At 36.7% G+C, this 25,442-nt stretch carries 26 protein-coding genes and 1 riboswitch; of the genes, 15 read left to right on the top strand and 11 right to left on the bottom strand.

Annotation, left to right across the window (positions count from 1 at the left end):
• The first annotated feature begins 131 nt into the window (after nt 1-131).
• Nucleotides 132-1,043: a chemotaxis protein gene (locus MF646_RS09770; protein WP_250096311.1), complete on the top strand. Its 912-nt coding sequence runs from the start codon at nt 132-134 to the stop codon at nt 1,041-1,043.
• Nucleotides 1,044-1,474: 431 nt separating this feature from the next.
• Nucleotides 1,475-1,774: a HesB/YadR/YfhF family protein gene (locus MF646_RS09775; protein ID WP_250096312.1), complete on the top strand. Its 300-nt coding sequence runs from the start codon at nt 1,475-1,477 to the stop codon at nt 1,772-1,774.
• Between the two features lie 152 nt (nt 1,775-1,926).
• Here MF646_RS09775 and MF646_RS09780 read toward each other — a convergent pair whose 3' ends face one another.
• On the bottom strand, nt 1,927-2,190 hold the full coding sequence (locus MF646_RS09780) for a YuzF family protein (RefSeq protein WP_250096313.1): 264 nt from the start codon (nt 2,188-2,190) through the stop codon (nt 1,927-1,929).
• Between the two features lie 256 nt (nt 2,191-2,446).
• Here MF646_RS09780 and msrA point away from each other — a divergent pair, with 256 nt between their 5' ends.
• Entirely contained in the window at nt 2,447-2,977 is a 531-nt protein-coding gene (gene msrA, locus MF646_RS09785) for a peptide-methionine (S)-S-oxide reductase MsrA (RefSeq protein WP_250096314.1), read from the top strand.
• 204 nt (nt 2,978-3,181) lie between these two features.
• Entirely contained in the window at nt 3,182-4,345 is a 1,164-nt protein-coding gene (locus tag MF646_RS09790; protein WP_250096315.1) for an alpha/beta hydrolase, read from the top strand.
• Between the two features lie 25 nt (nt 4,346-4,370).
• On the opposite strand, the gene MF646_RS09795 is transcribed toward MF646_RS09790, so the two are convergent.
• Nucleotides 4,371-4,616, bottom strand: coding sequence for a DNA alkylation repair protein (locus MF646_RS09795; protein ID WP_250096316.1), 246 nt, complete (start codon nt 4,614-4,616; stop codon nt 4,371-4,373).
• Between the two features lie 419 nt (nt 4,617-5,035).
• Nucleotides 5,036-6,268 carry an aminopeptidase gene (locus MF646_RS09800; RefSeq protein ID WP_250096317.1) on the bottom strand — a complete coding sequence of 411 codons (1,233 nt, stop codon included), beginning with the start codon at nt 6,266-6,268 and terminating at the stop codon, nt 5,036-5,038.
• 123 nt (nt 6,269-6,391) lie between these two features.
• A riboswitch (PreQ1 riboswitch) is annotated at nt 6,392-6,435 on the top strand.
• 213 nt (nt 6,436-6,648) lie between these two features.
• Here MF646_RS09800 and queC point away from each other — a divergent pair.
• From queC to MF646_RS09825, 5 genes are all read left to right on the top strand, one after another.
• Nucleotides 6,649-7,317 carry a 7-cyano-7-deazaguanine synthase QueC gene (gene queC, locus MF646_RS09805; protein ID WP_250096318.1) on the top strand — a complete coding sequence of 223 codons (669 nt, stop codon included), beginning with the start codon at nt 6,649-6,651 and terminating at the stop codon, nt 7,315-7,317.
• Nucleotides 7,314-7,739 (top strand): 6-carboxytetrahydropterin synthase QueD, encoded by a 426-nt coding sequence (gene queD, locus MF646_RS09810; RefSeq protein WP_250096319.1) that lies wholly within the window; start codon nt 7,314-7,316, stop codon nt 7,737-7,739. The genes queC and queD overlap by 4 nt, the downstream gene beginning before the upstream one ends.
• Complete coding sequence (gene queE / locus MF646_RS09815) at nt 7,736-8,443, top strand: 7-carboxy-7-deazaguanine synthase QueE (protein WP_250096320.1); 708 nt, start codon at nt 7,736-7,738, stop codon at nt 8,441-8,443. Before queD ends, queE begins: the two co-directional genes overlap by 4 nt.
• An 18-nt stretch (nt 8,444-8,461) precedes the next feature.
• Entirely contained in the window at nt 8,462-8,959 is a 498-nt protein-coding gene (gene queF, locus MF646_RS09820) for a preQ(1) synthase (RefSeq protein ID WP_250096321.1), read from the top strand.
• A gap of 439 nt (nt 8,960-9,398) precedes the next feature.
• Nucleotides 9,399-9,953, top strand: coding sequence for a DUF3231 family protein (locus MF646_RS09825; protein WP_250096322.1), 555 nt, complete (start codon nt 9,399-9,401; stop codon nt 9,951-9,953).
• A gap of 153 nt (nt 9,954-10,106) precedes the next feature.
• On the opposite strand, the gene MF646_RS09830 is transcribed toward MF646_RS09825, so the two are convergent.
• Nucleotides 10,107-10,925: a UTP--glucose-1-phosphate uridylyltransferase gene (locus MF646_RS09830; protein ID WP_250096323.1), complete on the bottom strand. Its 819-nt coding sequence runs from the start codon at nt 10,923-10,925 to the stop codon at nt 10,107-10,109.
• 261 nt (nt 10,926-11,186) lie between these two features.
• Here MF646_RS09830 and MF646_RS09835 point away from each other — a divergent pair, with 261 nt between their 5' ends.
• A complete protein-coding gene (locus MF646_RS09835; protein WP_250096324.1) occupies nt 11,187-12,467 on the top strand; it encodes a UDP-glucose dehydrogenase family protein in 1,281 nt (426 codons plus the stop codon).
• Complete coding sequence (locus MF646_RS09840) at nt 12,464-13,414, top strand: NAD-dependent epimerase/dehydratase family protein (RefSeq protein ID WP_250096325.1); 951 nt, start codon at nt 12,464-12,466, stop codon at nt 13,412-13,414. Before MF646_RS09835 ends, MF646_RS09840 begins: the two co-directional genes overlap by 4 nt.
• A gap of 71 nt (nt 13,415-13,485) precedes the next feature.
• On the opposite strand, the gene MF646_RS09845 is transcribed toward MF646_RS09840, so the two are convergent.
• The 4 genes from MF646_RS09845 to MF646_RS09860 form a co-directional block, all read right to left on the bottom strand.
• Entirely contained in the window at nt 13,486-15,435 is a 1,950-nt protein-coding gene (locus MF646_RS09845; RefSeq protein WP_250096326.1) for a glycosyltransferase, read from the bottom strand.
• Nucleotides 15,432-16,529 carry a CotS family spore coat protein gene (locus MF646_RS09850; RefSeq protein ID WP_250096327.1) on the bottom strand — a complete coding sequence of 366 codons (1,098 nt, stop codon included), beginning with the start codon at nt 16,527-16,529 and terminating at the stop codon, nt 15,432-15,434. The genes MF646_RS09845 and MF646_RS09850 overlap by 4 nt, the downstream gene beginning before the upstream one ends.
• Before the next feature lie 113 nt (nt 16,530-16,642).
• Nucleotides 16,643-18,592 (bottom strand): glycosyltransferase family 4 protein, encoded by a 1,950-nt coding sequence (locus MF646_RS09855; protein ID WP_250096328.1) that lies wholly within the window; start codon nt 18,590-18,592, stop codon nt 16,643-16,645.
• A complete protein-coding gene (locus MF646_RS09860; RefSeq protein ID WP_250096329.1) occupies nt 18,589-19,689 on the bottom strand; it encodes a CotS family spore coat protein in 1,101 nt (366 codons plus the stop codon). Before MF646_RS09860 ends, MF646_RS09855 begins: the two co-directional genes overlap by 4 nt.
• Nucleotides 19,690-19,986: 297 nt before the next feature.
• Here MF646_RS09860 and MF646_RS09865 point away from each other — a divergent pair, with 297 nt between their 5' ends.
• From MF646_RS09865 to MF646_RS09875, 3 genes are all read left to right on the top strand, one after another.
• Nucleotides 19,987-20,988 (top strand): AimR family lysis-lysogeny pheromone receptor, encoded by a 1,002-nt coding sequence (locus tag MF646_RS09865; protein ID WP_250096330.1) that lies wholly within the window; start codon nt 19,987-19,989, stop codon nt 20,986-20,988.
• Complete coding sequence (locus MF646_RS09870) at nt 20,985-21,152, top strand: hypothetical protein (protein WP_250096331.1); 168 nt, start codon at nt 20,985-20,987, stop codon at nt 21,150-21,152. Before MF646_RS09865 ends, MF646_RS09870 begins: the two co-directional genes overlap by 4 nt.
• 330 nt (nt 21,153-21,482) lie before the next feature.
• Nucleotides 21,483-21,734 carry a hypothetical protein gene (locus MF646_RS09875; RefSeq protein WP_250096332.1) on the top strand — a complete coding sequence of 84 codons (252 nt, stop codon included), beginning with the start codon at nt 21,483-21,485 and terminating at the stop codon, nt 21,732-21,734.
• Nucleotides 21,735-21,898: 164 nt separating this feature from the next.
• Here the strand turns inward: MF646_RS09875 and MF646_RS09880 are convergent, their stop codons facing one another.
• The 3 genes from MF646_RS09880 to MF646_RS09890 all read right to left on the bottom strand — a co-directional run bounded on the left by MF646_RS09880 (nt 21,899) and on the right by MF646_RS09890 (nt 24,165).
• On the bottom strand, nt 21,899-23,182 hold the full coding sequence (locus tag MF646_RS09880; protein ID WP_250096333.1) for an ATP-binding protein: 1,284 nt from the start codon (nt 23,180-23,182) through the stop codon (nt 21,899-21,901).
• 135 nt (nt 23,183-23,317) lie between these two features.
• Nucleotides 23,318-23,833 (bottom strand): manganese efflux pump, encoded by a 516-nt coding sequence (locus tag MF646_RS09885; RefSeq protein ID WP_250096334.1) that lies wholly within the window; start codon nt 23,831-23,833, stop codon nt 23,318-23,320.
• 95 nt (nt 23,834-23,928) lie between these two features.
• On the bottom strand, nt 23,929-24,165 hold the full coding sequence (locus tag MF646_RS09890; protein WP_420842494.1) for a hypothetical protein: 237 nt from the start codon (nt 24,163-24,165) through the stop codon (nt 23,929-23,931).
• Nucleotides 24,166-24,284: 119 nt separating this feature from the next.
• On the opposite strand from MF646_RS09890, the gene MF646_RS09895 reads away from it, so the two are divergent.
• Nucleotides 24,285-25,406, top strand: a complete 1,122-nt coding sequence (locus MF646_RS09895) for a cysteine desulfurase family protein (RefSeq protein ID WP_250096335.1) — start codon at nt 24,285-24,287, stop codon at nt 25,404-25,406.
• Nucleotides 25,407-25,442: the final 36 nt, after the last annotated feature.

The following is a 25,442-nucleotide window of genomic DNA, read 5'->3' on the forward strand; positions in this document are numbered from 1 at the left end:
TCGTTCGAGTCTTTTTCTTATTGTAAGGATTTCTTCTAAATTTTTCTTGCGACAAGACGGTTCCTCTTATAAAATATAGGTAATTCGTCTTGGTTCTCGTAGGAGAAGTGGGTATATGGGGGATGTATAAAATGATTTATAGTAATAAGCAAGGTATTTTACTAGAAAGTGGTACAAATGAGTTGGAGATAGTAATGTTCCAAATAGGAAGAAGTACATTTGGGATAAATGTATTAAAGGTCAGAGAAATCATTAATCCTCTCCCTATTACGGATACACCGAATAATCATGAGCATGTGGAAGGTGTCATCTGCCTGCGACAAGAAGTCATTCCGGTTGTTAATTTAGCAAAGGTGTTACATTTGCCAGAATCAAAACAGCCAGAACAAGATAAATTTATCATCACAGAATTGAATAAAATGAAAGTTGCTTTTCATGTTCATAGCGTTTCTAGAATTCACCGAATTTCGTGGGAACAAATAGAAAAACCGAGTGAACTATCTCAAGGAAGTTCAGGTCATACGATTGGAATTGTGAAAATGGAAGAGATGATGGCATTGCTTTTAGACTTTGAGAAGATTGTGGTAGATATAAATCCTGATGCGGGGTTAAGTGTTGATCGAGTGAAGGCGTTAGGTGATCGACAGCGTTCTTCTAAGCGTATTGTCATCGCTGAAGATTCAACTACTTTACGTAAATTATTACAAGATACATTATCGGCAGCAGGGTATGAATGCCTTCAGTTTTTTGAAAATGGAAAAAGTGCATGGGACTACCTTTCTTCACTTTCAAAAGATGAAATTAAAAGCAAGGTAGATGTAATTATTACAGACATTGAAATGCCATTAATGGATGGACACCATTTAACGTTGAAGATTAAAGAAAATCCACTTCTTTCTCATGTCCCAGTCGTGATTTTTTCTTCGCTTATTACTACAGACCTTTATCATAAGGGTGAAAAAGTAGGAGCTAATGCCCAAATTAGTAAGCCGGAAATTGTTCAGCTCGTAGAAAGATTAGATGAATTAGTGGAACGTAATTAAAAGTAAGGAAAACCGTCTCAGGAAGCCAAGAACAGAAATGGCAAAGGCCGTTCGCAACGCTTCCTAGGTACGGGCTTTTAAAAGGTGCAGCGACTCTGTAAATTGTTACGGGGGTAGCCCAAAAGGTTAAAATCGTACCTTTTGGGCTAGCCCCCTTGTTTTTTTTGTAAGGATTTCTCCAACTGCTTTTTTTGTTCTTCTGTAAGCAGACCCATTTTATTAAACAAATGAGCATAATACAATGTGCGTTTCGTTATACTCATTTTCATTCCTCCTTTTATTATATATTATGCACACTTATAAAAAAGTTGACAGTGAGAAACTTTTTTTGTGAAGGTAAATAGCTAGAGAGGTCTTTCATAGACAAGGCATGAAATATATTGATATGATGTGTAAGAAGAAGTATGGTGTGTAAATAGGGAGTGACGTAAATGAATATTCAAATTACAAAACCGGCATTGCAATGGTTTAAAGAAGAGCTTAATTTAAAAGGTGAAGGGGAATATGTACGTTTTTTTGCAAGGTATGGAGGGTGTGGGTCCATTCAAAGTGGATTTTCATTAGGTATTAATCAAGAAACACCTTCTGTCATTGGTGCAAAAGAAGAGGTTGATGGAATCACTTTCTTTATCGAGGAAGAGGATCTTTGGTATTTTAAAGGTCATGATTTAAAAGTGAAATATAGCCGAAAGAATGAAGAGATCGACTTTGTATATGAGGTACAAGAATAAACTCACATATAAAAGAGGAAAGCATGTCCATTGATTTTGAAGGTGTCCAAAAGGTCCACATGACCTTTTAGGACACCTTCTTGTATATGCATACAATAACTGCTCTATTAGTTTTGTTATTTATTTAGTATACGGCTGCATTGTGTTTTTGATTATTCTTCGTCTCTATAAATTGAAGGCTTAACCCATACAATTTGCTGGATCCGAACAAAAAATGGGCAATTTTTCACATCAATGACAACATGGTCTGCCTTTACATCAGCAACCACTCCGCGAACAAGCCCTTCTGTTGTTTGAATAACGACATTCGTACGTAATAGAGATTGGAACGTTTGAATCATGAAAGGATCTACTCCTGCTACCATTTGTGGACGGTTATGCTCTGTAGACTGAGGGGTAACGTTTTGATAATGCATGAAAAATGTCCTCCTTTAACTTTAAAATCCACTGTTATCCTATGCAGGTGCCCTCACATTGTTTAGGCTTCTGCCTAATAATGAAAGATTAAATGGAATGTACCGAATGCAATTCAAAAAGGAAGGAAAAAGTACAAGAAAGGAGCTATTCTTGTGCAAATAGGTTACCTATGTAGTAGTTGAAGTGAAAAAGAAAAGATAAAGTAACAATTGAATGATAAAATTACCAATAATAATAAAAAAGAAGGGGAATAGTATGAGTGAATTAACGTATGAGAAGGCGACATTTGCAGGGGGCTGCTTTTGGTGCATGGTACAACCATTTGATGAATTACCTGGTATCATAAAAGTAGAATCAGGATTTATGGGAGGCCATGTTGATCAACCTACATATGAACAAGTCAAATCAGGGAAGAGTGGACACTACGAAGTGGTTCAAATTACATATGATCCGAAACGCTTCTCCTACGAGAAATTGCTTTCTCTTTATTGGCCGCAAATAGATCCTACTGACCCTGAAGGTCAATTTCATGATCGAGGACCGCAATACCGGACGGCTATCTTTTATCATAATCAAAGTCAAAAGGAAAAGGCCATAAATTCAAAAGTTGAATTGAAGAATAGCAAACGTTTTGCAAAACCTATTGTGACAGAGATTTTAGAAGCTTCGACTTTTTATGCTGCAGAAGAGAAGCACCAGCATTTTTATAAAAAAAGCTCATCTGAATATAAAGAAGATCGGAGGAAATCAGGCCGTAATGAATTTATCAAATCGCACTGGGAGTAACACTTCCATAAAAAATTAACCAGATAGTAGCATCTGGTTAATTTTTTATGAAGAACAGAAAAAGCGTATTTATCACAATCTAAAAAAACTTGCGTAAAATGTGTAAAAATGTATAAAAAATTGTGATAATGTCTTATCGAAAAAACCTTTTTCTGATATAATAAAAGTATAGAAATAGTCTGATTTTTTAACGGGGGTGACGCTGTGAAAATAGTATTTGAGAAATTAGGCATATGGATGATGATTGCGTCACTAGGGTTTGTAGTTAGCTCCCTTTTTGTTATCCTTTTTGTTCATTATTGGTCACATACAGAGGCAGGAAAAGTACCTCCAAAAACAGCTGTTTTGCTTCATGCTGTTCATCATAACCTTGTTACACCAGATATGAGAGCGCCAAGATTTCTATCTAGTAGCGGGACACCTAGATTTACGAATGAAATGATCGAGATTCCAGTCTCTGATGGAACAACAGTCGAAGGTAGGATGTATCGGCCAATTGAAGAAGGTCCTCATCCAATTATTATGTATTATCACGGTGGCGCCTTTATGGAAGGATACGGTAGTATTCATACCCATGATAATATTGTTCGCGCGTTAGCAGCGAGAACGAATAGTATTGTCATTGCTGTAGGTTATCGTGTAGCGCCGAAGCATCCATTCCCGGCAGCAATAGAGGATAGCTACGATGCTCTTGTTTGGGCACATCAATATGCAGAAGAACTTGGTGGCGACCCTGCTAACATTGCTGTTGCTGGGGATAGTGCAGGAGGAAACATTGCAACGGTTGTTTCTCTTATGGCCAGAGACCGTAATGGTCCAGACATTAAAGCACAAGCTCTTCTCTATCCACTAACCACTTTTCAGGACATAGAGTTTGACTCTAGAACGACTTATGATAGTGGGTATTATTTGCTTTCTAGGAGTGTGATGTTACGGGCACGTGATACGTATACACCGGATGAGTCGTTATGGATTCATGCCTACACTTCGCCATTAGATGCAGAAGATCTCTATAATTTACCACCTGCTATAGTCATTACGGCAGAATTTGATCCTCTTCGCGATGAAGGGGAAGCTTATGCAAAGCGCCTTGCAGAACATGGCGTTCCAGTACAAACGATTCGTTATAATGGTGTGATGCATGGATTCATATCTTTCTATGAAGTGATGTATCGTGGCAATCATGGCCTTAATCAAACGTCGAGATTTTTACGAACAGCATTTGAAGAGGAGCCGACATATAAGCCATATCAACTATATGTTTATGAGGGAACAACAACGAGATCGATGAAAGTGAGAGATCAAGCAGAAGCTTACGCGATAGGAAGTTTTCTATTAGGAAAGCAAGCGTTATCAATATTTGATTAAAGTAATAGGAGCCTATTGTTGGCTCCTATTGTTGTTGTTGTGCTCTTTTTACAAACATTCTTTCTTCCTCAATCAAACCACAGGTTGCACATTGAACCCGCAATTCCGGACCACGGTAGGTCATGTGCAATGGCCCTGCATTATTGTTTTCATATTGTTCAATAATATCGCCACTCTTTGCGTCCATTTTTACAGGTGTCGCCACTTGTTGAATTAAATTAAAGCGTGAACGATTTGTTTTACAGTTTGGGCATAAATATGGATTAGTCATAACTATCCCTCCTTTACGGTTAGTCTTTCCAAATAACAAAGTGAAAGGAGAGGTAAGTTTAGGTAAAAAGGCAAAGAGGCCCTTCAAATTTGATAGCGGATGGATCCTGATTCCGCTAAAAGAGAGAAAAACGATTCTAAAAGGGTAAAGTGGATCCTGGTTCCTTTAAAGTCATTAAATCATTGGGAATGTAGATCGAAACAGGGGAATAACGGAACGAGGATCCGAAACCTTACTTAAAACAAGGGTTTTAAAGGAAATAGCGGAACGAGGATCAGTCAAAAACAGCGAAGCGGATTCTGATTCCGCTATTAAAATAGGAATTCAATGTTAATGGGTTTTATCCTGAAAAGTTGCAAAAACACGGGGGTGTCTCAAAAACAGACTTTGAGACACCCCCGTTATTGATTAATTATTTTTTAAAACGCCCAATTCCCATCGCGGAAGATCGGCTCACGCTTTCCGTCTTCGTACACTCCATCGATGTTCATATCTGCTGAACCGATCATGAAGTCAACGTGTGTTAGGCTTGTGTTTAAGCCGTTTTGTTCGAGTTCTTCTTTGTTCATGTCTTTTCCACCTTCAATGCAAAAAGCATAGGCTGAGCCGATTGCTAAGTGGTTTGATGCGTTTTCATCAAATAGCGTATTGTAGAAAAGGATATTCGTATCAGAAATCGGTGATTTATGAGGTACGAGGGCTACTTCTCCGATAAAACGTGCACCTTCATCCGTGTCTAGTAAACGCTTCAATGTTTCATATCCTTCTTCTGCTTTAAAATCAATGACTTTTCCGTCTTTAAACGTAAGAGAGAAGTTATTAATAAGTGTTCCGCCGTAATTTAATGGCTTCGTACTTGATACCGTTCCGTTTACCCCCGTTTTCTTAGCTGATGTGAAAACCTCTTCTGTTGGCATATTTGCAACAAATTGCACACCATCCTTATTCACACTTCCTCCGCTTACCCATAAGTGAGTTTCAGGTAATTCAATCACTAAATCCGTACCCTCAGACGTGTAGTGGAGTGCATGGTAATGCTTTTCATTTAATGCATTCATTTTATCATCAAGTAAGGACAAGTGCTCCTGCCATGCTGAAACCGGATCTGCTTGATTAATGCGAGTAGCTGAAAAGATTGCTTCCCACAGTTTTTCAACGGCGTTCTCTTCTGAGTCTTCAGGAAAAACTTTTTTTGCCCATCCGGCTGAAGGAACTGCAACGATAGACCAACTAATTTTGTCAGACATAATGTATGAGCGGAAGCCTTCCATTGCTTTGCCGCTTGCTTTGTTTGCATTGGATACTCGTTCAGGGTCTGCATCTTTAAGTAAGTCTGGATTGGAACCGGTAATGCTTAAGAAAGCAGCTCCATTTTCGGCCATTTCTTCATAGCCTTTTGCCACCCATTCTGGAAATTCATGAAACGCTTCATCTGGGGCTAGCTCATATTTTGTCTTTGTTAGCTCTTCATCGCTCCATTCAACATGAACATTTTTTGCGCCAGCTTCATATGCCTTTCTTGCTACGGCACGCACGTATTCTGCAGCATTTAAAGGAGTTCTAACGACAAGTGTTTGTCCTGGCTGAATATTTACCCCGACTTTTACCGCAAGTTCGGCATATTTTTCTAAATTTTCTTGAAAGGTTGACATATCATCAGTCCTCTTTTCTATTATGTATAAATTTACCTGCGTTATCTATTTTATCAATTTTGCAATAAAGTGAAAAGAATAGCGACCTAGAATACTTTTGTGCTATTATATATAGTGGAAAAAAGACAAGAGGTTCGCAAACTCCCTCTATAAAAAACTAAGGTGTTAACTGTACAGCCAAAAGAGTACAGTTTTCTTGTCGTTATTTAAAGACAATATTTTGTTCATTTTCAGGTCTACTCATTAATGTTCCCTAATAGCTAGACAATATGAGTGGAAAAGAACAAATATACCCGTTTGGAGTTATCGAATGCTCTTTCTTCAAGGAGAGTTTAAGTTGAAGTTCGACTGTAAACTTTTAAAAAAAGGAGAAATGAGACATGAGAAATGAAAAAGCGGTCGTTGTTTTTAGTGGTGGTCAAGATAGTACTACATGTTTATTGTGGGCTCTTGATCAATTTAAAGAAGTAGCAACAGTTACTTTTGACTATGGACAACGCCATCATGATGAAATAGAATGTGCACGTGAGATTGCCGAAGAATTAGGTGTTTCTTTTCATGTGTTAGATATGACATTAATTAATCAATTATCAGCTAATGCTCTTACTAGACATGATATCGAGGTAAAAGAAGGGGAGAACGGAGAACTACCATCTACATTTGTTCCTGGTCGTAACCACTTATTCTTATCATTTGCCGCAGTATACGCACAAGCTATTGGTGCACGTCATATTATTACTGGTGTATGTGAAACAGATTTCAGCGGATATCCTGATTGTCGAGATAGTTTTGTCAAATCTTTAAATGTCACGCTAAATCTAGCAATGGATGAGCAATTTGTCATTCATACACCGCTTATGTGGTTAAATAAAGCTGAAACATGGAAGTTAGCTGACCAATTAAATGCGCTTGATTTCATTAGAGAAAAAACATTAACTTGCTATCATGGTATACGTGGTGATGGATGCGGAAACTGTCCATCGTGTAATTTGCGCAAGAATGGGTTAGAAACCTACCTTTTGGAAAAACAAGGGGGGATTGACGTATGATGCAGCAATTCTACCCTCAGGTGCCTCACACGTATCGCTATGAGTTAAATAAAGATATGCATGTAGCAGCTGCTCACTTTATCCCAAATGATGCAGCGGGTCAATGCAAAAATATGCACGGACACACATATTTTATTAATATTACAATTGGTGGAGATACTCTAGATGAATTAGGGTTTCTCATTAATTTCAAACGAATTAAGGACATCGTTCATAAACGCTTTGATCATACTGTTTTAAATGATCATCCTGAATTTAAAGAAGTGTTTCCGACAACGGAAAGGGTAGCTGAGCAAATTTGGAAGGCTGTTCAAACCGAGTTGCAAACTCAGGTTAACAAACCGAATTGCCTGCAAGTTGTCGTTCGCGAAACACCGACTAGTTACGTCGTTTATCGGCCGAAACCGGAGGAGTTAGCATGAAGATTCCGGTAATGGAAGTGTTTGGTCCAACGATACAAGGGGAAGGGATGGTCATTGGTCAAAAGACGATGTTTGTTAGAACTGGTGGCTGTGATTATTCCTGTTCCTGGTGTGACTCTAGCTTTACATGGGACGGATCTTCCAGAAGTGAGCTATTGGAAGCAGAGTCAATTATTGAGCAATTAAAAAAAATCGGTGGTGATTTATTCTCGCATGTAACGATTTCAGGAGGAAATCCTGCACTTCATAAAGGTATTGCAGAACTTGTGGACCTTTGTCATGAACAAGGCTGGAAAGTGGCAATTGAAACGCAAGGATCTATTTGGCAAGATTGGATGAAGAAAATTGACGATATCACCATATCACCGAAGCCACCAAGTTCGTTGATGGAAACTGACTATGAAAAGCTTGATTATTATATAAAACAGCTAGAACAAAGCAATATGAGTTTAAAAGTCGTTGTCTTTGATGATAAAGATTTTTATTTTGCAGAAAACATTCATACACGCTACCCGCAAGTACCGTTTTATTTGCAAATCGGCAATGAAGATATCGCTACGACAGATGATCGTGCTTTATTAGCAACATTATTAAAACGTTATGAATGGTTAATTGAAAAAGCGACAAAATCGCTAGTTATGAATGATGCTAAGGTATTGCCACAGCTTCATACCCTGATTTGGGGAAACAAACGTGGCGTGTAAAGAAGGAGAGAAAAAACAATGAGTGGAAGAAAAAAAGAAGAACTAGAAGGGGTAACGTTACTTGGAAATCAAGGAACAGCCTATGACTTTTCCTATAACCCTTCTGTCTTAGAAGTGTTTGAAAATAAACATCAAAATCGCGATTACTTTGTAAAATTTAATTGTCCTGAGTTCACTTCATTATGCCCGATGACGAATCAACCAGACTTCGCTACAATCTATATTAGCTATATTCCTGATGTGAAGATGGTTGAAAGTAAGTCATTAAAACTATATTTGTTTAGTTTCCGTAATCATGGTGATTTTCATGAGGACTGTATGAACATCATTATGAATGACCTCATTGAGCTAATGGACCCTCGATATATTGAAGTATGGGGCAAATTTACTCCCCGTGGTGGAATTAGCATAGACCCATACACGAATTACGGTAAGCCTGGAACGAAGTATGAAAAAATGGCAGAGCATCGAATGATGAATCATGATTTGTATCCAGAGACGGTTGATAATAGATAAATGCATAATGTCTTCTAAGCCAAGAAATAACCAATTGGGTAACTACCCATAATTAGAGTGCCTTTTACTATAAAAGGTGCTTTTTTTTATCTTTTTTATCTTGTTTATGATGGAGGTGTCTCAAACGGTTAAAAACAACCTTTTTGAGACATCCCTATTTGATTTATTATTGATATCGTAAAACTTTTAGGAGGTACGAAAGGCTAATTAAATTTAAATTTATCTGGTCAATAAATCGCTTTAAACTTAATATTAATGTTTTCAAAAGACATAACATTTTAACCGCCCCCTTATAAAAAATTATGGCCTAGAAAGTCTAAATTTATTATAGAAAGTTAATAGGAGATAATGTTTTTGGTGAAAATTATTGATAAGGGAATTAAATTTGGATTGTGGCTTAAAACTAAGCTTAGATTTAATTAAGGAGTAGGTGAAAAGTTTGTCAAACCCATTTGAGGCTATTTGGAATATCGTGAATAAAGAAATAGACAATACGAACGAAAAAAAAGCACCATTACATATTGGTGAGGCAATGGATTGTTGGACTTATTTGACTTCATTAGCGGAGTTTATAAGGTTTGAAGAGGCTGGGTTAAATACATCAACAGATGATGAAGTAATAGAAATGTTAAATGATGCTATAAGAATGTGTGAGAATCAATCTCAGAAATTAAGTGGTTTTATGAAAAAAGAGGGAGTTCCTTTACCAGAAACTTCTCCACCAAAGCCTAAATCAGAACCTAATGCAATTCCATTAGGAGTAAAATTGTCAGATGAAGAAATCACAAATGGAATTACTTTAAAACTTACTGCGTGTCTCATGATGTCTGCAAAAGGAGAAGTCAATTCTATACGTACAGATATAGGTATAATGTGGTATAAATTTCATACAGAGATGCTTACTTTTGGAGTGTCGTTAAAGGCATTAATGATTAAACGTGGTTGGTTAAAAGTACCACCTTATTATTATCCACCTGGACAACCATCTAATTAATTAAAAAGATTCTTTAAGATTAATCTGGTGAATACAAAGTTATATTAAACTAGTATTAATCAGATTATCTTTTTATTGAAGTGACTAATTAGTTCTAGCCAATAAAAAATTGATAGGCGACATATATGTGATTGGATATATGCCGCAACTTATTCAGCCCTCGTGATTCTTCATCATCCTCATTTGCATTAATAAATTGTAATAGTCATCTCCAGAACCGATATCGTATCGTTCTCCTTTTATCTCATAGCCATAACTCTTACTTGTTTCGAGCATCTCTTTCAGAGCGTCAGTTAACTGTATTTCACCGCCACTTCCTGGTTTTGTTTTAGATAAATACATAAACACACTTGGGTCTAGTACGTAACGACCAATAACAGCTAAGTTTGATGGTGGAGATGTTTCTGGTTTTTCAACGAGGTCGTTTATCTCATGTAACTGATTTTTGAAAGGTGTTCCACCAATAACTCCATAGTTTTTTAATGATTCCTCGTGAACTTCTTTTACTCCAATTACATTTGACTGAACTTCAAGATAGGCGTTCATTAATTGTCCAATGACAGGCTTTTCTTCTATGAAGATATCATCGGGTAGAAGAACAGCGAAAGGTTCATCGTTAACAAATGGTTTCCCTAAGCGAATGGCATCCCCCAGCCCTCTTGCGACCTGTTGACGAACAAATTGAATATGGACATCTGGAACAGAAATCGATTTTATTAAATGACTTTTATTGTTTCTTTCCAAAAAAGTTTCAAGTTCAAGAGATCTGTCAAAATAATCTATGATCATATTTTTGTTTCTTGAAACAATAATCAATATCTCCTCGATGCCTGAAGAAATAGCTTCTTCAACTATATAATGGATAGCTGGTTTACCATCAATAGGGAACATTTCTTTTGGAACCACTTTTGTAATTGGGAGGCTTCTCGTACCGTATCCTGCTGCTGGAATAATAGCCTTCTTTACTTTCATTTATTTCCCCCCTATACTTATGACTTTTTTATACTATTCGGCCAAGCAAGGAAGAGAAAGTTGTCTTACAAAATTAAAATTATTAACATAGGATTTTTATTTATAGAATTGGGTCTTTTCAAAAGAAGTCCGTAAACATAATTTGAAAATAACAAATGAAGTAGACTAACGTTTATTTTCCTATAACTAATTCACTACTTAGGCCCTTTTTCAATAATATATATAAGATCAATTTAATTTCTGTTAAGAGGAGTCGACGTTATGGATGTATGTGTGATTGGGGCAGGATATGTAGGTTTGACAACCTCTACCGTATTGGCGAATTACGGACATCAGGTCTATTGTGTAGATAAGCAAAAAGAAAGAGTAGAAATGCTAAGAAGAGGCGAGATACCTATTTATGAACCAGGGCTAGAAGAAATGCTTGTGAAAAATACAAAGAAAGGTAATTTGTTATTTACGACAGATTTAGAAACAGCTGTAAATAAAAGTGATTTAATCTTTATTGCAGTTGGAACACCACAGGACAATGATGGGAGAACGGACCTTCGTTTTTTTGAAGGGGTTACAAACGAGCTAGCTCCATTAATAGATACGTATAAACTCGTTATTACGAAAAGTACTGTACCTCTTGGGACGAATGAAGAGTTGGAGCGAAAACTAATTGAAAAAGGTGTATTAAAAGAAAACTTTGACGTTGTTTCTAATCCGGAATTTCTTCGTGAAGGTACAGCTATCCACGATATGCTTTATCCAGATAAAATTGTTATAGGAGTTAAAGAATATAGGGCTGTACAAACATTACAAAAGCTGTATCGCTTTATTGATGCCCCGTATATTGTTACTAGTCTAAGTGGGGCGGAAATGATTAAATATGCCTCTAATGCTTTTTTAGCAGTGAAAATATCATTCATAAACGAACTTGCAAAAATTGCAGATGTTTATAATGTAGATATTACAGATGTAGCACTAGGAATTGGTATGGACCCAAGAATAGGTCATCATTTCTTACAAGCAGGGTTAGGCTACGGCGGCTCATGCCTACCAAAAGATTTGTCTTCCCTAGAACATCAATCAATTAAAAAAAATATTACCCCTCATCTCTTACAAGCTGCCCAAACAGTAAATGACAGTATCATAGACCATTACATTGCTAAACTCAAAAAAGAAATTCCCGACTACCAAAATAAAAAAATCACTGTATGGGGTGCCACATTTAAGCCGAATACAGATGATTTAAGGCATTCTCAAGCACTTAAATTAATCGACCGACTTGTAAAAGATGGCTCTCAAATTCGTTTATATGATCCGATCGTATCTCCGAACATTCACAATACGATCACATACAAGGATATGTATGACTCGATTAAAGATGCCGATATCTTAATTATCGCAACGGAATGGAAGCAATTTATTGAGGCCGATTGGAATAAAGTAAGTGAACGAATGCGTGGTGACATAGTAGTAGATTGTCGAAATTGTCTACAACCATATACGCTGAAAAAAAATGGATTAATATATTTGGGGGTTGCAAGACCATGAATATACTAGTGACTGGTGCTGCAGGCTTTGTTGGGTCAAATCTAGTGGAGAGGTTACTTGAGGATCAAAATGTGAAGGTGATTGGTATCGATTCATTTATCGGTCCTACTCCAGAAAACATTACGAGACAAAATCTAAAGTCGTTATTAAATCACCCGCGTTTTACCTTTTATGAAGAAGATCTTTTAAATGTAAATTGGAGGTCATATCTAACTGGTGTAGATTATGTGTTTCATTTAGCTGGGATGCCTGGGGTTCGTTCCAGTTGGGGTCCTGATTTCCAAAGCTATGTTACTAATAATATCGATGTAACTCAAAGGTTGCTTGAAGCAAGCAAGCATGTTCCTATAAAGAAATTTATTTATTCATCAACCTCTTCCGTCTATGGAGAAAAAACAGGGAAGGTGTCTGAAGATGCAATTTTAGAACCAATGTCTCCTTATGGAATAACCAAATTAACGGGAGAATATCTATGTCATGTTTATCGTAAAAGTTTTGGGGTTCCTACTGTCATATTAAGATATTTCACAGTCTATGGTCCAAGGCAAAGAAGTGATATGGCCTTTCATAGATTTATTAAAAATATCATGACAGATAAACCGATTACCATCTATGGAGATGGCAAACAAACTCGCGATTTTACTTTTATACGAGATTGTGTCGTTGCAACAGCATCTGTTTTACACGCAAAAGGAGTCATAGGAGAAACGATAAATATCGGTGGAAAAGAACGAGCATCGGTATTAGATATTATTAAGGAATTGGAAAAGTTATTAAATAAAAAAGCAACCTTACATTTCGTAGATGCAGCAATCGGAGAGCCAAAGCATACGTGGGCAGATATAAAAAGAGCGGAACAACTGTTACAATATAGACCAAAAGTTGATTTGAAGACAGGATTAAAAGAAGAGATTAAATATGTTAAAGGAATATATTTTAATAGTTAAAAATAGTCAGCGTTGAGGGCACTGTAGGTTTACCTTTTCAGTGCCCTCGTTTGCTAGCTGGCTTCTTAGATCTATAGACCTCTTCTGCGCCGTTGATTACGTTGTTTTTTAGATTCTAACTTTTGGAAAAGTTTAGCTGTAGTAATGTCATTTACTGTTTCTATAAATTCTTTTTTCTTCTCTGTTGGAGAATGTTTGGACATAAGAAGGCTATAGATATCCGTCATGACGGCATTCACAGCATCTTTTTCATGTTCTGTATCATCATTTTTTTCTATTTCTGTTTTTTGCTGAACCCTTGATAATAGGATATCTAACAAATCTTCTTGTTTCGGCAGTTCGGATAAGAATAGTTTCCGCAATCGTTTCTTTCTTGGAATAGGCTTCTCTAAGAGTTCATTAGCTATCGACTCTGAAGAATTCTCTTCATCTGAAGCGACTTGTTCATTAAGATCTTCAATGACGTCTTCAATCGAAGTAGCCTCTCCATCGGATGAAAAAGCAACTGAGGTATCCTCGAAAGAATCCTCTTCATCTGAAGCGACTTGTTCATTAAGATCTTCAATGACGTCTTCAATTGAAGTAGTCTTTTCATCGGATGAAAAAGCAATTGAGGCCTCCTCGATAGAAGTCTCGTCATCTGAAGCGACTTGTTCATTAAGGTCTTCAATGACATCTTCAATCGGAGTAGTCTTTTCATCAGAGGAGAACGACATTGCACCATTCTCGAAAGAACCTTCGCCATCTGAAGCAACTTGCTTATTTAAGTCTTCAATTACTTCTTCTAATTCCGACGATTGAACAGAGTTCACTTCTGTTCTTTGATCGACTTCATTCACTTGATCTACTTCCTTAACCGCAATTCCTTGTTTGATTCTATTTTCAACTTCATCCCACACACTTTGAATTTCATTAATTACTCGATCCCATGTGTAGTGTTTTTCAGCTAGCTTACGACCGTTAGAGCCTAGCTTTTCACAAAGAGAAGGGTTAGAAAGCAAAGAAGTAAGGTGTTCCACAAATGGGTCAGGTTGTTCAGGATAATCGATAACAAACCCATTTTCATTTTGGTTGATAACTTCTGCATTCCCACCTCGATTGGTCGTAATGATAGGCAGACCTGAAGCCATAGCCTCATAATGAACGCGTGCTAGAGGCTCTTGCCATTGAGAGGTACAAACAAAAACATCTGAAGCGGCAAACCATTCTTGAATTTTAGTAGGGTGAACAAATCCAGTATTTATGACTGGGATAGGTAAACGTGCTGCAAGGGCACGGACGTAGCCAATATAGTCCGTTACTTCATTCACACTGAACCATTTACTCCCAACAATAACTAGAGCTGCATCAGGATGTTTTTTAGCTACATCAGGCATTGCACGAATAAGAACATCCACACCTTTATTTGGAGAAAGTCTACCGGCAAATAAAATCACTTTTTTGTTTTCGAGATTGTGTTCTTTACGAATCTTTTGGCGCATTTCTTTTGCTTGATCTGATTTCGGTGGAACGAATTGGGAGATATCAACTCCGGAATAGATTGTTTTTAATTTGGCTTTTGCCTTTGGGAACCGATCTGAAATGGTGCGACCGATATAATCACTGACTGTAATAATTTTATCTAGTTCTTCAACCACTGAGGCAGCTTCTTCTTGATCTATTTTTTCAGGCTTGAACATATCATTATGCATACTCAATATAATTCTAGCATTCGGTGCCGATTCTCGTACTGGGAGGACAAGTCTCGGTCTATTAAAGATATGAATCACATCAAACGTATTATCATTAAGGAATTCTTTGACTCCTTCACGGTATACTTCAATGAGTCCACCAGGTTTTCTAACATACCGAATGTTGTTAACTGTTTCGTCTTCGGGAAGAGAGGAATCTGTTGTTCCTAAGATGGTTAGGTCGTGTTTATTTTTTAAATGAGAAGAGACGCCGTCGATATAGGTTTGGATCGCTCCCCCCCTAACAGCTGGAACCGGAAGCTTTTCAGTACAGATTAATAGTATCTTCATTCCGTAAATGCTCCTTTCCATTCTTTCAGCTCTTCTAACACAGGCCATTTTGATTGATCGAGTTCAATAATATTCTTAACGATAGTATTTACTTCTTCATCTAGAAAAACGGTAGGGTCATAAACCATATCTTTTACTTGTAAATAAAATTCATTTGGTAGGCACATGTCGATCCAAAGAATATGGTAAAGATCTTTATCAATTGGATTTGTTTCATGATATGCTTCAATCATGCCTTTTATCCATTCTAAGTCCCAAGCTCCAAGCTCTTCCATTTGATTTGTAATTAACTTGCGTAAGTCCCTTATCGGAAGGTCATACGCAACACCGTCTAAGTCAATTAGCCAAACTCCGTCAGGTCCAAGCTGGCCATTTGCCCAACCGTAATCTTGATGGACCAATCCCCATTCTTTATTACCTTTTTTTACTAACTTTTTATAATTAGAACTTTCTAATTGACTTAAAGCTTTTTTTGCTTGATCTTCAAACATGTCTAACACAGAAAGAATGGTTGAACTAGCTGGCATTTCTGGATAGGCGGTTGTGATATCCCGAAACCAGTTCATTTTCTTAATCATCTTTTCATATTTCTTCGGCCAACGATAAAGTCGGGATGGTTTTTCTGCTCCATAAGGAGGCTCATATCCTTTTGAAAGGCGGTGAAAATCTCCAAGGCCAGCACAAAGTAATTTTGCTCCTTCTAAATCTTCCGAGGCTTCAGTGAGGTCAATCCATTCGGCTATAAACCAAAGCTTTCCACCCATTTCAACATAGTCGTCTCCAGTTTTTGTCTTGAAAATAGGAGGGACTCTAGCACTCTTTTCTTCAACTAAATAAGCCTGTGCGCCAAGACTAAACAAACTTCTTGTTGGGCGCCGATGTAAGACCTTCAAACTAAATGGTCCACGGTTTGTTTCTATCTTCCAAATAAGCCCCCCCTTATCGGCTTTTGTTGCAATAACCTCAAGGTTTCTAACAGTGAGATCGTAATGTGTCAACACTTGATATGCCATCTCTTCAATATAGGAAGGTACATAGGAGTCGTCATTTAATGTACCGTCTACATCCCAAGGAGTGATGAGTTTTTCGGACATTTTTTTCCCTCCATTCCTTTTATCATTACTAAGGTATTCATCTATAGGAAAAACGTATAGATAAGCACCTACTTTAATAAAAGAAAGGAGGGATTTTAACTATTTTTGTACATTTATGAGGAGGAGTTTCTTCTTTTGTGCAATTTACTTAGCAATTTCGCTGTTGTTAACGCGTTTATTTGATCGAATAGCTCATTTGAATTTTCTTTAGGTTGAGGTAACGAATGATTGTGAAGTAGATTATAAACTTGGCTGAATCGATCTTTGTTTGCTGATTTTTTGCTTCGTTGTTGTTCATGATTATTAAAAGCTGTTAACTGAGCAGCATTTCGTTTTGTTACTAGCTTAGATTTTGGCTTAAGGCGATGCGTTCTTTTTCTAGTTCTTTTTCTTCTTTTATTAAGTTTCTCTGATACTGCTTTTATATCTAGCATGTTGTTGAATGTCTTATCATCTGAATATTGTTCTTTGGACATGTTATTTACTAAGTCAAGTACATCTTGTACAGTCGTTTCTTCATCGTTGTTTGTTAAATCAATTTCTTCTTCTAGATTATCTAGGAAACTAGACTGTTTATCTGTTGCGTAATCTTCAATTTCGTCTTCAAAGGAATTGTTGTCAGAAGCGATTTCTGTAGTAGTGCTTTCTTCATAAGTAGCTTCAGAACCGAATTCTTCTTCTGAATCCTCTAGGTTTTCTAAAGTAGAAACCTCTTCAACAGCCTCTTCGTTTTCAAATACATTTTCTTCATTTATTACTTGCAGATGCTCTACTGTAGAGCTGTCCTCAAGAGTGGAAGTGTTAACTATTGCCACTTCTTCTTCGGATTCTGCAACATGTTGCTCTACAGGATCGGCGTTGCTCTCACTTTTGCTTTGTTCCTCTGGGGTTACAGGAATATTGTTTTCGATCTTATTTTTAATGTCATCCCAGACACCGGAAATATCGGATATCACTCGATCCCATGTAAACTTTTCTTCAACTAATTTTCTACCGTTCAACCCGAGCTTTTTCGAAAGTTTAGGGTCTGAGAGAAGAGGAATGATGAGCTCTGCAAAGGCTTTTGGATCTTCAGGTTGTTCAACAACAAAGCCATTTTCATTCGGTGTAATGACTTCAGGATTTCCTCCTCGTTTTGTCGTTATAACAGGTAGTCCCGAAGCCATTGCTTCATAATGAACTCTAGCTAGTGGTTCTTGCCATTGAGAGGGACAAACAAAGACATCGGCGGCTGCAAACCATTTTTGGATTTCACTAGGGGCTACAAAGCCTGTATTCACAACTGGAATTGGAAGTCTAGAAGCGAGCGCACGCACATAGGCAACATAATCACTGACTTCATTCACACTAAACCATTTACTTCCAACGATAACTAGTGCTGCATCAGGATGTTTTTTTATAACCTCTGGCATTGCTTGAACCAGGACATCTGCTCCTTTATTTTTTGAAAGTCTTCCGGCAAATAAGATAACTTTTTTTCCTTCAAGATTGTGCTCTTTTCTAATTTCTTGTCGCATGTCTCGAGCATCTTTTGAATGAGGGGGAGCAAATCGATTTATATCAACCCCTGAGTAAATGGTCTGGATCTTTGGTGCGGCTTGGGGAAATAAATCAGTAATTGCTGTACCAATATAATTACTAATTGTAATAATTTTATCGAGTTGTTCTATCGCAGCTGCGGCTTCCTCTGGTTCAATTTTTTCCCTTTTAAACATGTCATTGTGCATACTTAACACAATACGAGCATTTGGTGCACATTCGCGAACGGCAAGGACCAATCTAGGTCTATTAAATATATGGATTAGATCAAAAGAGTCTGGTTCGCTTTGTAAAAATTGTCTTACACCATCTCGATAATCCTCAAGTAAGCCTCCAGGAGTACGGACATAGCGAACATTGTTTACTTTCTCATCCATTGGCAATGAAGGGTCAGAAGAACCGAGAATGGTAAGTTCATGTTTTTTACTTAAACTTGAGGATACACCATCAATATATGTTTGAATCGCCCCGCCTTTAACTGCAGGTACAGGCAGCTTTTCTGTACAAATCATTAATATCTTCATGTTGATTTAACTCCTTTCCACTCCCTTAATTCTTCAATTGCTGGCCATTTTGATTTGTCTGTTTCGGCAATAGTATTGCAAAGGGTCTCAACTTCAGTGTCTAGAAAGAGAGTAGGCTCATAGACCATTTCCTTTACATTTTTGTAAAACTCATTTGGTAGAGACATGTCTATGAGAAGTATTTCATATAGTGCATCTTCAATTGGATTTGCTTCATGGTAGGATTCAATCATACCTTTCATCCAATTGACATCCCAGTATCCCATATCATCCATCTGTCCGGTAATAAGTTTTCGTAAATCCCTTATTGGAAGGTCATACGCGACACCGTCTAAGTCGATAATCCACATCCCATCCGGTCCCATTTGGCCGTTTGACCAACCATAATCTTGATGGACTAAACCCCAAGCTGTATTTCCTCGTGCAGCTAACTCATAATATGAAGAGTGTTGTAATTGTTCATAAGCTTTTTTTGCTTGTTCTTCAAACATATCAACATGGGCTAAAATTGCTTTACTAGCTGTCATCTCTGGATAAACGTTGGCGATGTTTCGGAACCAATCCATCTTCTTTATTGTCTTTTCATAAGATTTAGGCCAGCGATGAATTCGCGAAGGGTTTTCAGATCCTTTTGGAGGGACATAGCCTTTTGATAAGCGGTGAAATTCTCCTAGCGCATGACAGAGTAATTTTGCTCCTTCTAAGTCATTGCCAACTGGGTAAAGTGGTTCGACCCATTCAGCAACAAACCAAAGCTTTCCGCCCATTTCAACGTAATTTTCTCCCGATTTTGTTTTGTACAGGGGAGGCACTCTAGCGCCTTTTTCCTTCACTAAATACTCTTGAGCTCCAAGACTAAAACGACTTCTTCCAGGACGGCGGTGTAAAATTTTTAAGCTAAATGGGCCTTTATCTGTATCCATTTTCCAAATAAGGCCCCCTTTGTCCGCTTTTGTTGTAATAACTTCAAGATTACTTACTTTCAGATCGTAATGAGTTAAGACAACTTCAGACATATCCCAAATATATTGCGGTACAAAAAAGTCATCTTCCAGAGTACCATCAATATCCCAAGGCACGATAAGTTGTTCTGACATAATAATCCCTCCAGTTTCAATTAAGGTCACTAGTACCATATTCATAAAAAGAGACAATCGTATAGATAAGCACCTAACTATGTAGAAAAAGGATGATTTTTGTGGAAATTAAAGGTAGGAAATTAGTTGAATAAATTACTAGACTATTCAATTAAATAGGGATAAAATGTTAATTAAATAATAAATAAGTTCTGAATTTTTGAAGAAGATTAATAATTTCTCAAGCCTTAATTGACTAAAGTAGGTAAGGTAGCATATATTTGGATTAATAAATACAAAATAAAGGTATGATAGCTAATGGTTATGAAACAGATTACTGCAGAAACTTTTAGTGAAATTGACAATCTAGAAGAGTATGTAAACAACGTAGATCCTAACTCTTATTTAGCTAGAGTATCACTGGAATACTTAGTCATTAATAGCAAATCCGATTTAGTAGAAACGTTAATTGGTAGATTACTAGATAGCTCTAGTGAGGAGAGTAGGGAATGGGCAGAGGTTTATAAGATTGATCATCTCGTCTACAAACAAGAGATGAATCTAATCGAAGCTATTCAGCAGTTAACGTATACAACCGTAAGAGCTCCAGAACTCTCAACATTAATTAAAGTCTTTCAGCTATATAATTATTCAAGTCAGAAAGAATTCGAAATGATTGCTTCATTAAGCGAATTAGTAAATGCAGAGATCAGCAGGTTAGAGGAAGGGTTTATGAAGACATCGTTGTTGTGCCGTTATATGGTTACAATGCAAAGTGTCTATTTACATTTAAACGATGTTGAGAAGTCGAGAGAATGTGGTATTGATATATTAAAGATCGCTCTAACTCAAACAATGAAAGTTGTTGCTCTTACAGGGCTAGGTAACTCTTTTATCTTGTCTAATAAAGAAAAAGCTTTAGAGTATTTTAATAAATCATTAACATTAGCAGTTCAAATGGGACATGAAATGTTAACGATAGAGGCGCAAAGAAGTTCTAATTTCACTTATTGTTATTGGGAGCAGCCAGAAAAAGTAATCATAAACGAGAAGTCCTCAAATAGTTTAGCTGGAAAATTAGAAGAGATTTTTCACTTAATAAAGAGTAATGAAAAAGAAAAAGCTTTATTTTTATTAGATCAAATAAAATTTAAGATTGATAATGATTATTTTAAAGCCTTTGATCAATATTATCGTGGGTTAATAAATAGAGAATCAAAGTACTTTGAGAAATCTATAAAATATTTTGAAAAAGCAGGAGATTATTATTATAGGAAAATCCCCCTTAAAGAGCTGAACTATAAGGAGGTGAAGACATGAAAAAAATCATATTTACTCTTTTGGTATTTACAGGTTTAGTAGTAGGTGGTTCACTATCTAGTCTATCTGTACCTAGTGATAATATTCGAATTAATAGTGAACCTACAGAGCTAGCTGTTCCTAGTGATAATATTAGAATCAATACTATCGACACTGTGTATTAATCTTAAAAGAAATAGTAATACATATAATCTGTCTATATTAATTAGACAGATTTTTTGATGATTTATGCTATTTTCTTAAAGATTGTTGCTGTGAAGAAACGTTTTTTCTCGTAGTGAAATGGAGCGGAAGTCACTCGACACCTCCCCGCGGAAAGCGAGTGGCTGGAGCGCAATGGAACGAACATGTGGAGAACACGTACCCATAAAAACAACAAAGTATGAAAACAGCCTAATTTTAAAAACAACTATTGATGAATATTTCCCTCCTTGATTCCTCCTATCTAAACTATTATGATTATAGTAAATTTAGTATGGAAGAAGGTAAGGTCGATGAATATCCCTAAATATCCGATGGATTTTAATGACAGCATAAGAAGTAAGAAAACGAGTGAGGAAGACCTTAATCATAAAATTAACGCTGAAATAGAAAAGATGATCGGATTTATGAATGAGAATCATACAAACAATCATTCTGTGGCTTTTGAGGATGTATTAATTATTATTGATCGAATATATGAGGATGATGACAGTTATTTTGAGATCTCTGTTGCAAAACAACATAGTAGAGGTATTGTTAGATAAAAAAGTTGACTAGAATGTAACAGAAAAAACAAGTGAAAGTCTCATTGGGCTTCCACTTGTTTCTTTTTGTAAGGAACAGGTAATAACATTGATATTTCCGAGGCAAGCGCAGGAAGTGATAAAAATAGACAAAACATTCTGCCATTTTGTCGATTGCTCTGTTTTTAACTGTATGGTGCATGTAAGGGCAATTCAATGGTAAATGTTGTCCCAGTTCCTTCCTGGCTTTCAACTGTTAGTGAGCCCTCATGTGATTCAATGATCTTCTGACATACTAACAAGCCAAGGCCAGTTCCTTTTGGTTTCGTTGTGTAAAAAGGCTCTCCTAATTTCTTTAAGTTTTCTTTAGAAATTCCGGGACCTTCGTCCTTTACAGAAAGAATGACACGCGAGTCTGCTTTTTCTACTGTAATCGTGATTGTACCTTGATTCATTACTTCAATTGCGTTTTTTATTAAATTAATTAGAACTTGCTTAATTTTGGTGTCCTCACAATAGATATAGAGGTTATTCGTTTTGAATTCAGTAATAATGGAAATGTTCTTTAAAATAGCTTGAGTTTCTAATAACATTTTCACATCATTTATAAGCGGCAGAATTTCATGCGAATGCCGCAAGTCTGAATGAGGTTTGGCTAAAATAAGCATTTCATTAGAGACTTGTTCAATTTTATCAAGTTCTTCTTCAATAATCTTGTAATATATCTCTTTGTTAGTAGATTCTTTAATAAGCTGAAAGAATCCTTTGATTGACGTTAAAGGATTTCGTATCTCATGAGCTATACCAGCTGCAAATTGACCTGCCATTGAAAGTTTTTCAGAACGGATCATCAAATCTTCTGTCTTTTTCTCACGTTTGATTTGCTCATAGATAGAAGGGAAGGCAACCGATTTTTGATCTCGATTATAGAGATTAGATGGTACTAACGATGTATCCGTCATAAAGTATTCATGGAAATATAACATATCTTCAAGCATGGAAGCGGATAATTTTTGACCATCATACGCACAAACCATTAATGTGTTATTCATCTTCTCTACGAATTCGTTACAAGTGCATTCATACGCTTTAAGTATATCAGCTTGAACATCGTATTTACTATTAACATTTCCCCATATTCGTATAGGTTTTGTAGATTGCAAGAAAGGCTTTATATACTGTCGGTAGTTCCGAATGGTTTGCTCAATACCATCTTGAAAACAATAAAAATGATCTGCATTCAAAAAAAGTATTTGCTCGGAGAGTTGCTTTGTTTCTAACAAAGGAATCAATTTATTCATATGTTCTTTTGAATCAATAAATACGACATGTTGGTCCTTATCTAGACCTTCTTGAATAAAACTGACAGCATTATTTACGTATGCATCTAATTGACTATAACTATAAAGTATATGACAACCTGAAGATAGACGTAAGGTTGAGGTGAATTCAAAATCTCGTGAAGACATACGAAAATTATTCCTTTCCATTTAAGCCTTTTTATTAATAGTAATAGTTAGTGAGAGAATTGTCTAACTAATCTTATGAAAGAGGTTACCTCACAAGGTATCGTTTTAACCTATTTGGGATAACTCCTAAATCTGTTAAAAAAGTAGCTTGCTTATGCCAAGCAAAAGGAAAAGGATACTCGGGATATAGGCCATATATCGAATAATAAATCGACTTTTTATTTCGTGACCATGGATGACGCCGATAATAAATGCGAAAAAGATGATCATTCCTGCCATTGGTGCAAACCAAAATGAACGATCCGACAATCCGGCTTGAATACCGTATCCAAAACTATCAACATTCATTAATAGTGCGATCATCACGAAATATGAACGTCGATAAAGAGGTATTTCATAGATAAGATTAAACACGGCTATTCCAATAAGAAGTATTCCTGCCATCGTTTGAATAATCGAAGTAGGAACTAAATCACCGATAAATCGCCCAATGCCCATGGAAAAGAAAACGACAAAAGCTGAAAAAAGGGCTATCATTGCCACGACTAGTAAAGGAATACGGATTTTCTTTAGTCCAAATAAAAATCCAATTGCGAAGGCGTCAATGCTAACAAGCATGGAGAGAAGAAGAAGCAAAATAAAAGCAAGCATATACTCACCCCGATGAAAGTCGTTCAAGTAAATATATGCTTGCCTGTCTTGTTTAGAAGCGTGTGGGAAAAATAGGTAATAAAATTGGAAACTGGCTATTTGTAGCCGTTTTGCAATTCTTGAGCAACTGCATGTAAAAGTTGTTGATATTCGGAAGGGTTTTGAAACTGTATCGGCTCCCAGTTTTTCTTTACCCAAGCAAGAAGTTCATGGCCATTTTGAAAGATACGGTCACTTGTATCAAAAGTCTGTAGCTTAAAGATGCCGTCTTTTGGTTCAACAGTAACGTAACATGGAACCTTACTTTCGTTTGATTCTAATTTCATCTCCACATAAATCAACTCCTATTTTGAGTTTTCTTTAGAGTGTTTCGAAAACGAATAGTTATACATGATGTACCTCGAGCTGATACACTGTGGTTATGAAAAAGAAAGCGGAGGTTTAATAACAAATGAAACAAATTTATTTAGATTACAACGCTAGTACCCCTCTTATTCCAGAAGTGGTTGAGGCTATGACTCCTTTTTTAAGCGAGCACTATGGAAATCCATCTACGAGTCATTTTGCTGCAGTAGAAGCAAAAAAAGTAATTGAAAAGGCAAGGGAACAAGTAGCAAGTCTAATTGGAGCTCAAAAGGAAGAGATTATCTTTACTAGTGGTGGTAGTGAATCAAATAATCACGTAATTAAGAATGTCTTTGAAAAGTATCAAAGTAAAGGAAGGCATATGATTACGACAACAATTGAACACCCGGCTGTACGTGAACCATTACGGTATCTTGAGAAATTTGGGGCTGAGGTCACTTATGTGGATGTAAATCAATTTGGACAAGTTTCTGTAAAAGAGATAGAGAAGGCCATTCGTCCAGATACGATTCTGATCACAGTTATGCATGCAAATAATGAAGTCGGGACGTTACAACCGATTGAAGAGATTGGGGAAATTGCTCGTGAAAGAGGGATACTATTCCATACAGATGCAGCACAATCTATAGGGAAAGTTCCTGTCGATGTAAATCAGCTACATGTTGACTTTTTATCAATAGCTGGACATAAGTTGTATGCACCAAAAGGTGTAGGTGCACTTTATATACGTAAGGGTGTGAAGCTTGATCCGTATATTCATGGAGCGGGTCATGAGAACGGTATGAGGGCAGGTACAGAAAATGTTCTCTTACTCGCAGGACTAGGAGCTGCTAGTGAAAGTGCAAGTCGTTATTTAGAGGAAGGGACAGATATCCTTAAGCAAAAAAAATATTTCCTTTCATTGCTTAAGCAAGCTTTTCCTCATCAAATTCGAGTGAATGGTCATCCCGACGAATGTTTGCCAAACACTTTAAATGTGAGTTTTGCAAATAGGATCGGTCAGGATATATTGGATGCAGTTCCAGAAGTTGCTGCTTCAACAGGATCAGCTTGTCATTCAGGTGAGGTGACATTATCACCTGTTTTAAAAGCAATGGGCGTAAAACCAGAGGATGGAAAAGGAACAATCCGTTTTAGTCTTGGCAGGAATACGACAAAACAACAGTTAGAAGAGACGGTTAAGTTACTTCAATATCGATTAGGTTAAGCATTTAATTTTACAGAAAACGTATTGCTTCGATAA

The organism is Halalkalibacter alkaliphilus (assembly GCF_023555415.1).
Taxonomy (GTDB): domain Bacteria; phylum Bacillota; class Bacilli; order Bacillales; family Bacillaceae_D; genus Halalkalibacter; species Halalkalibacter alkaliphilus.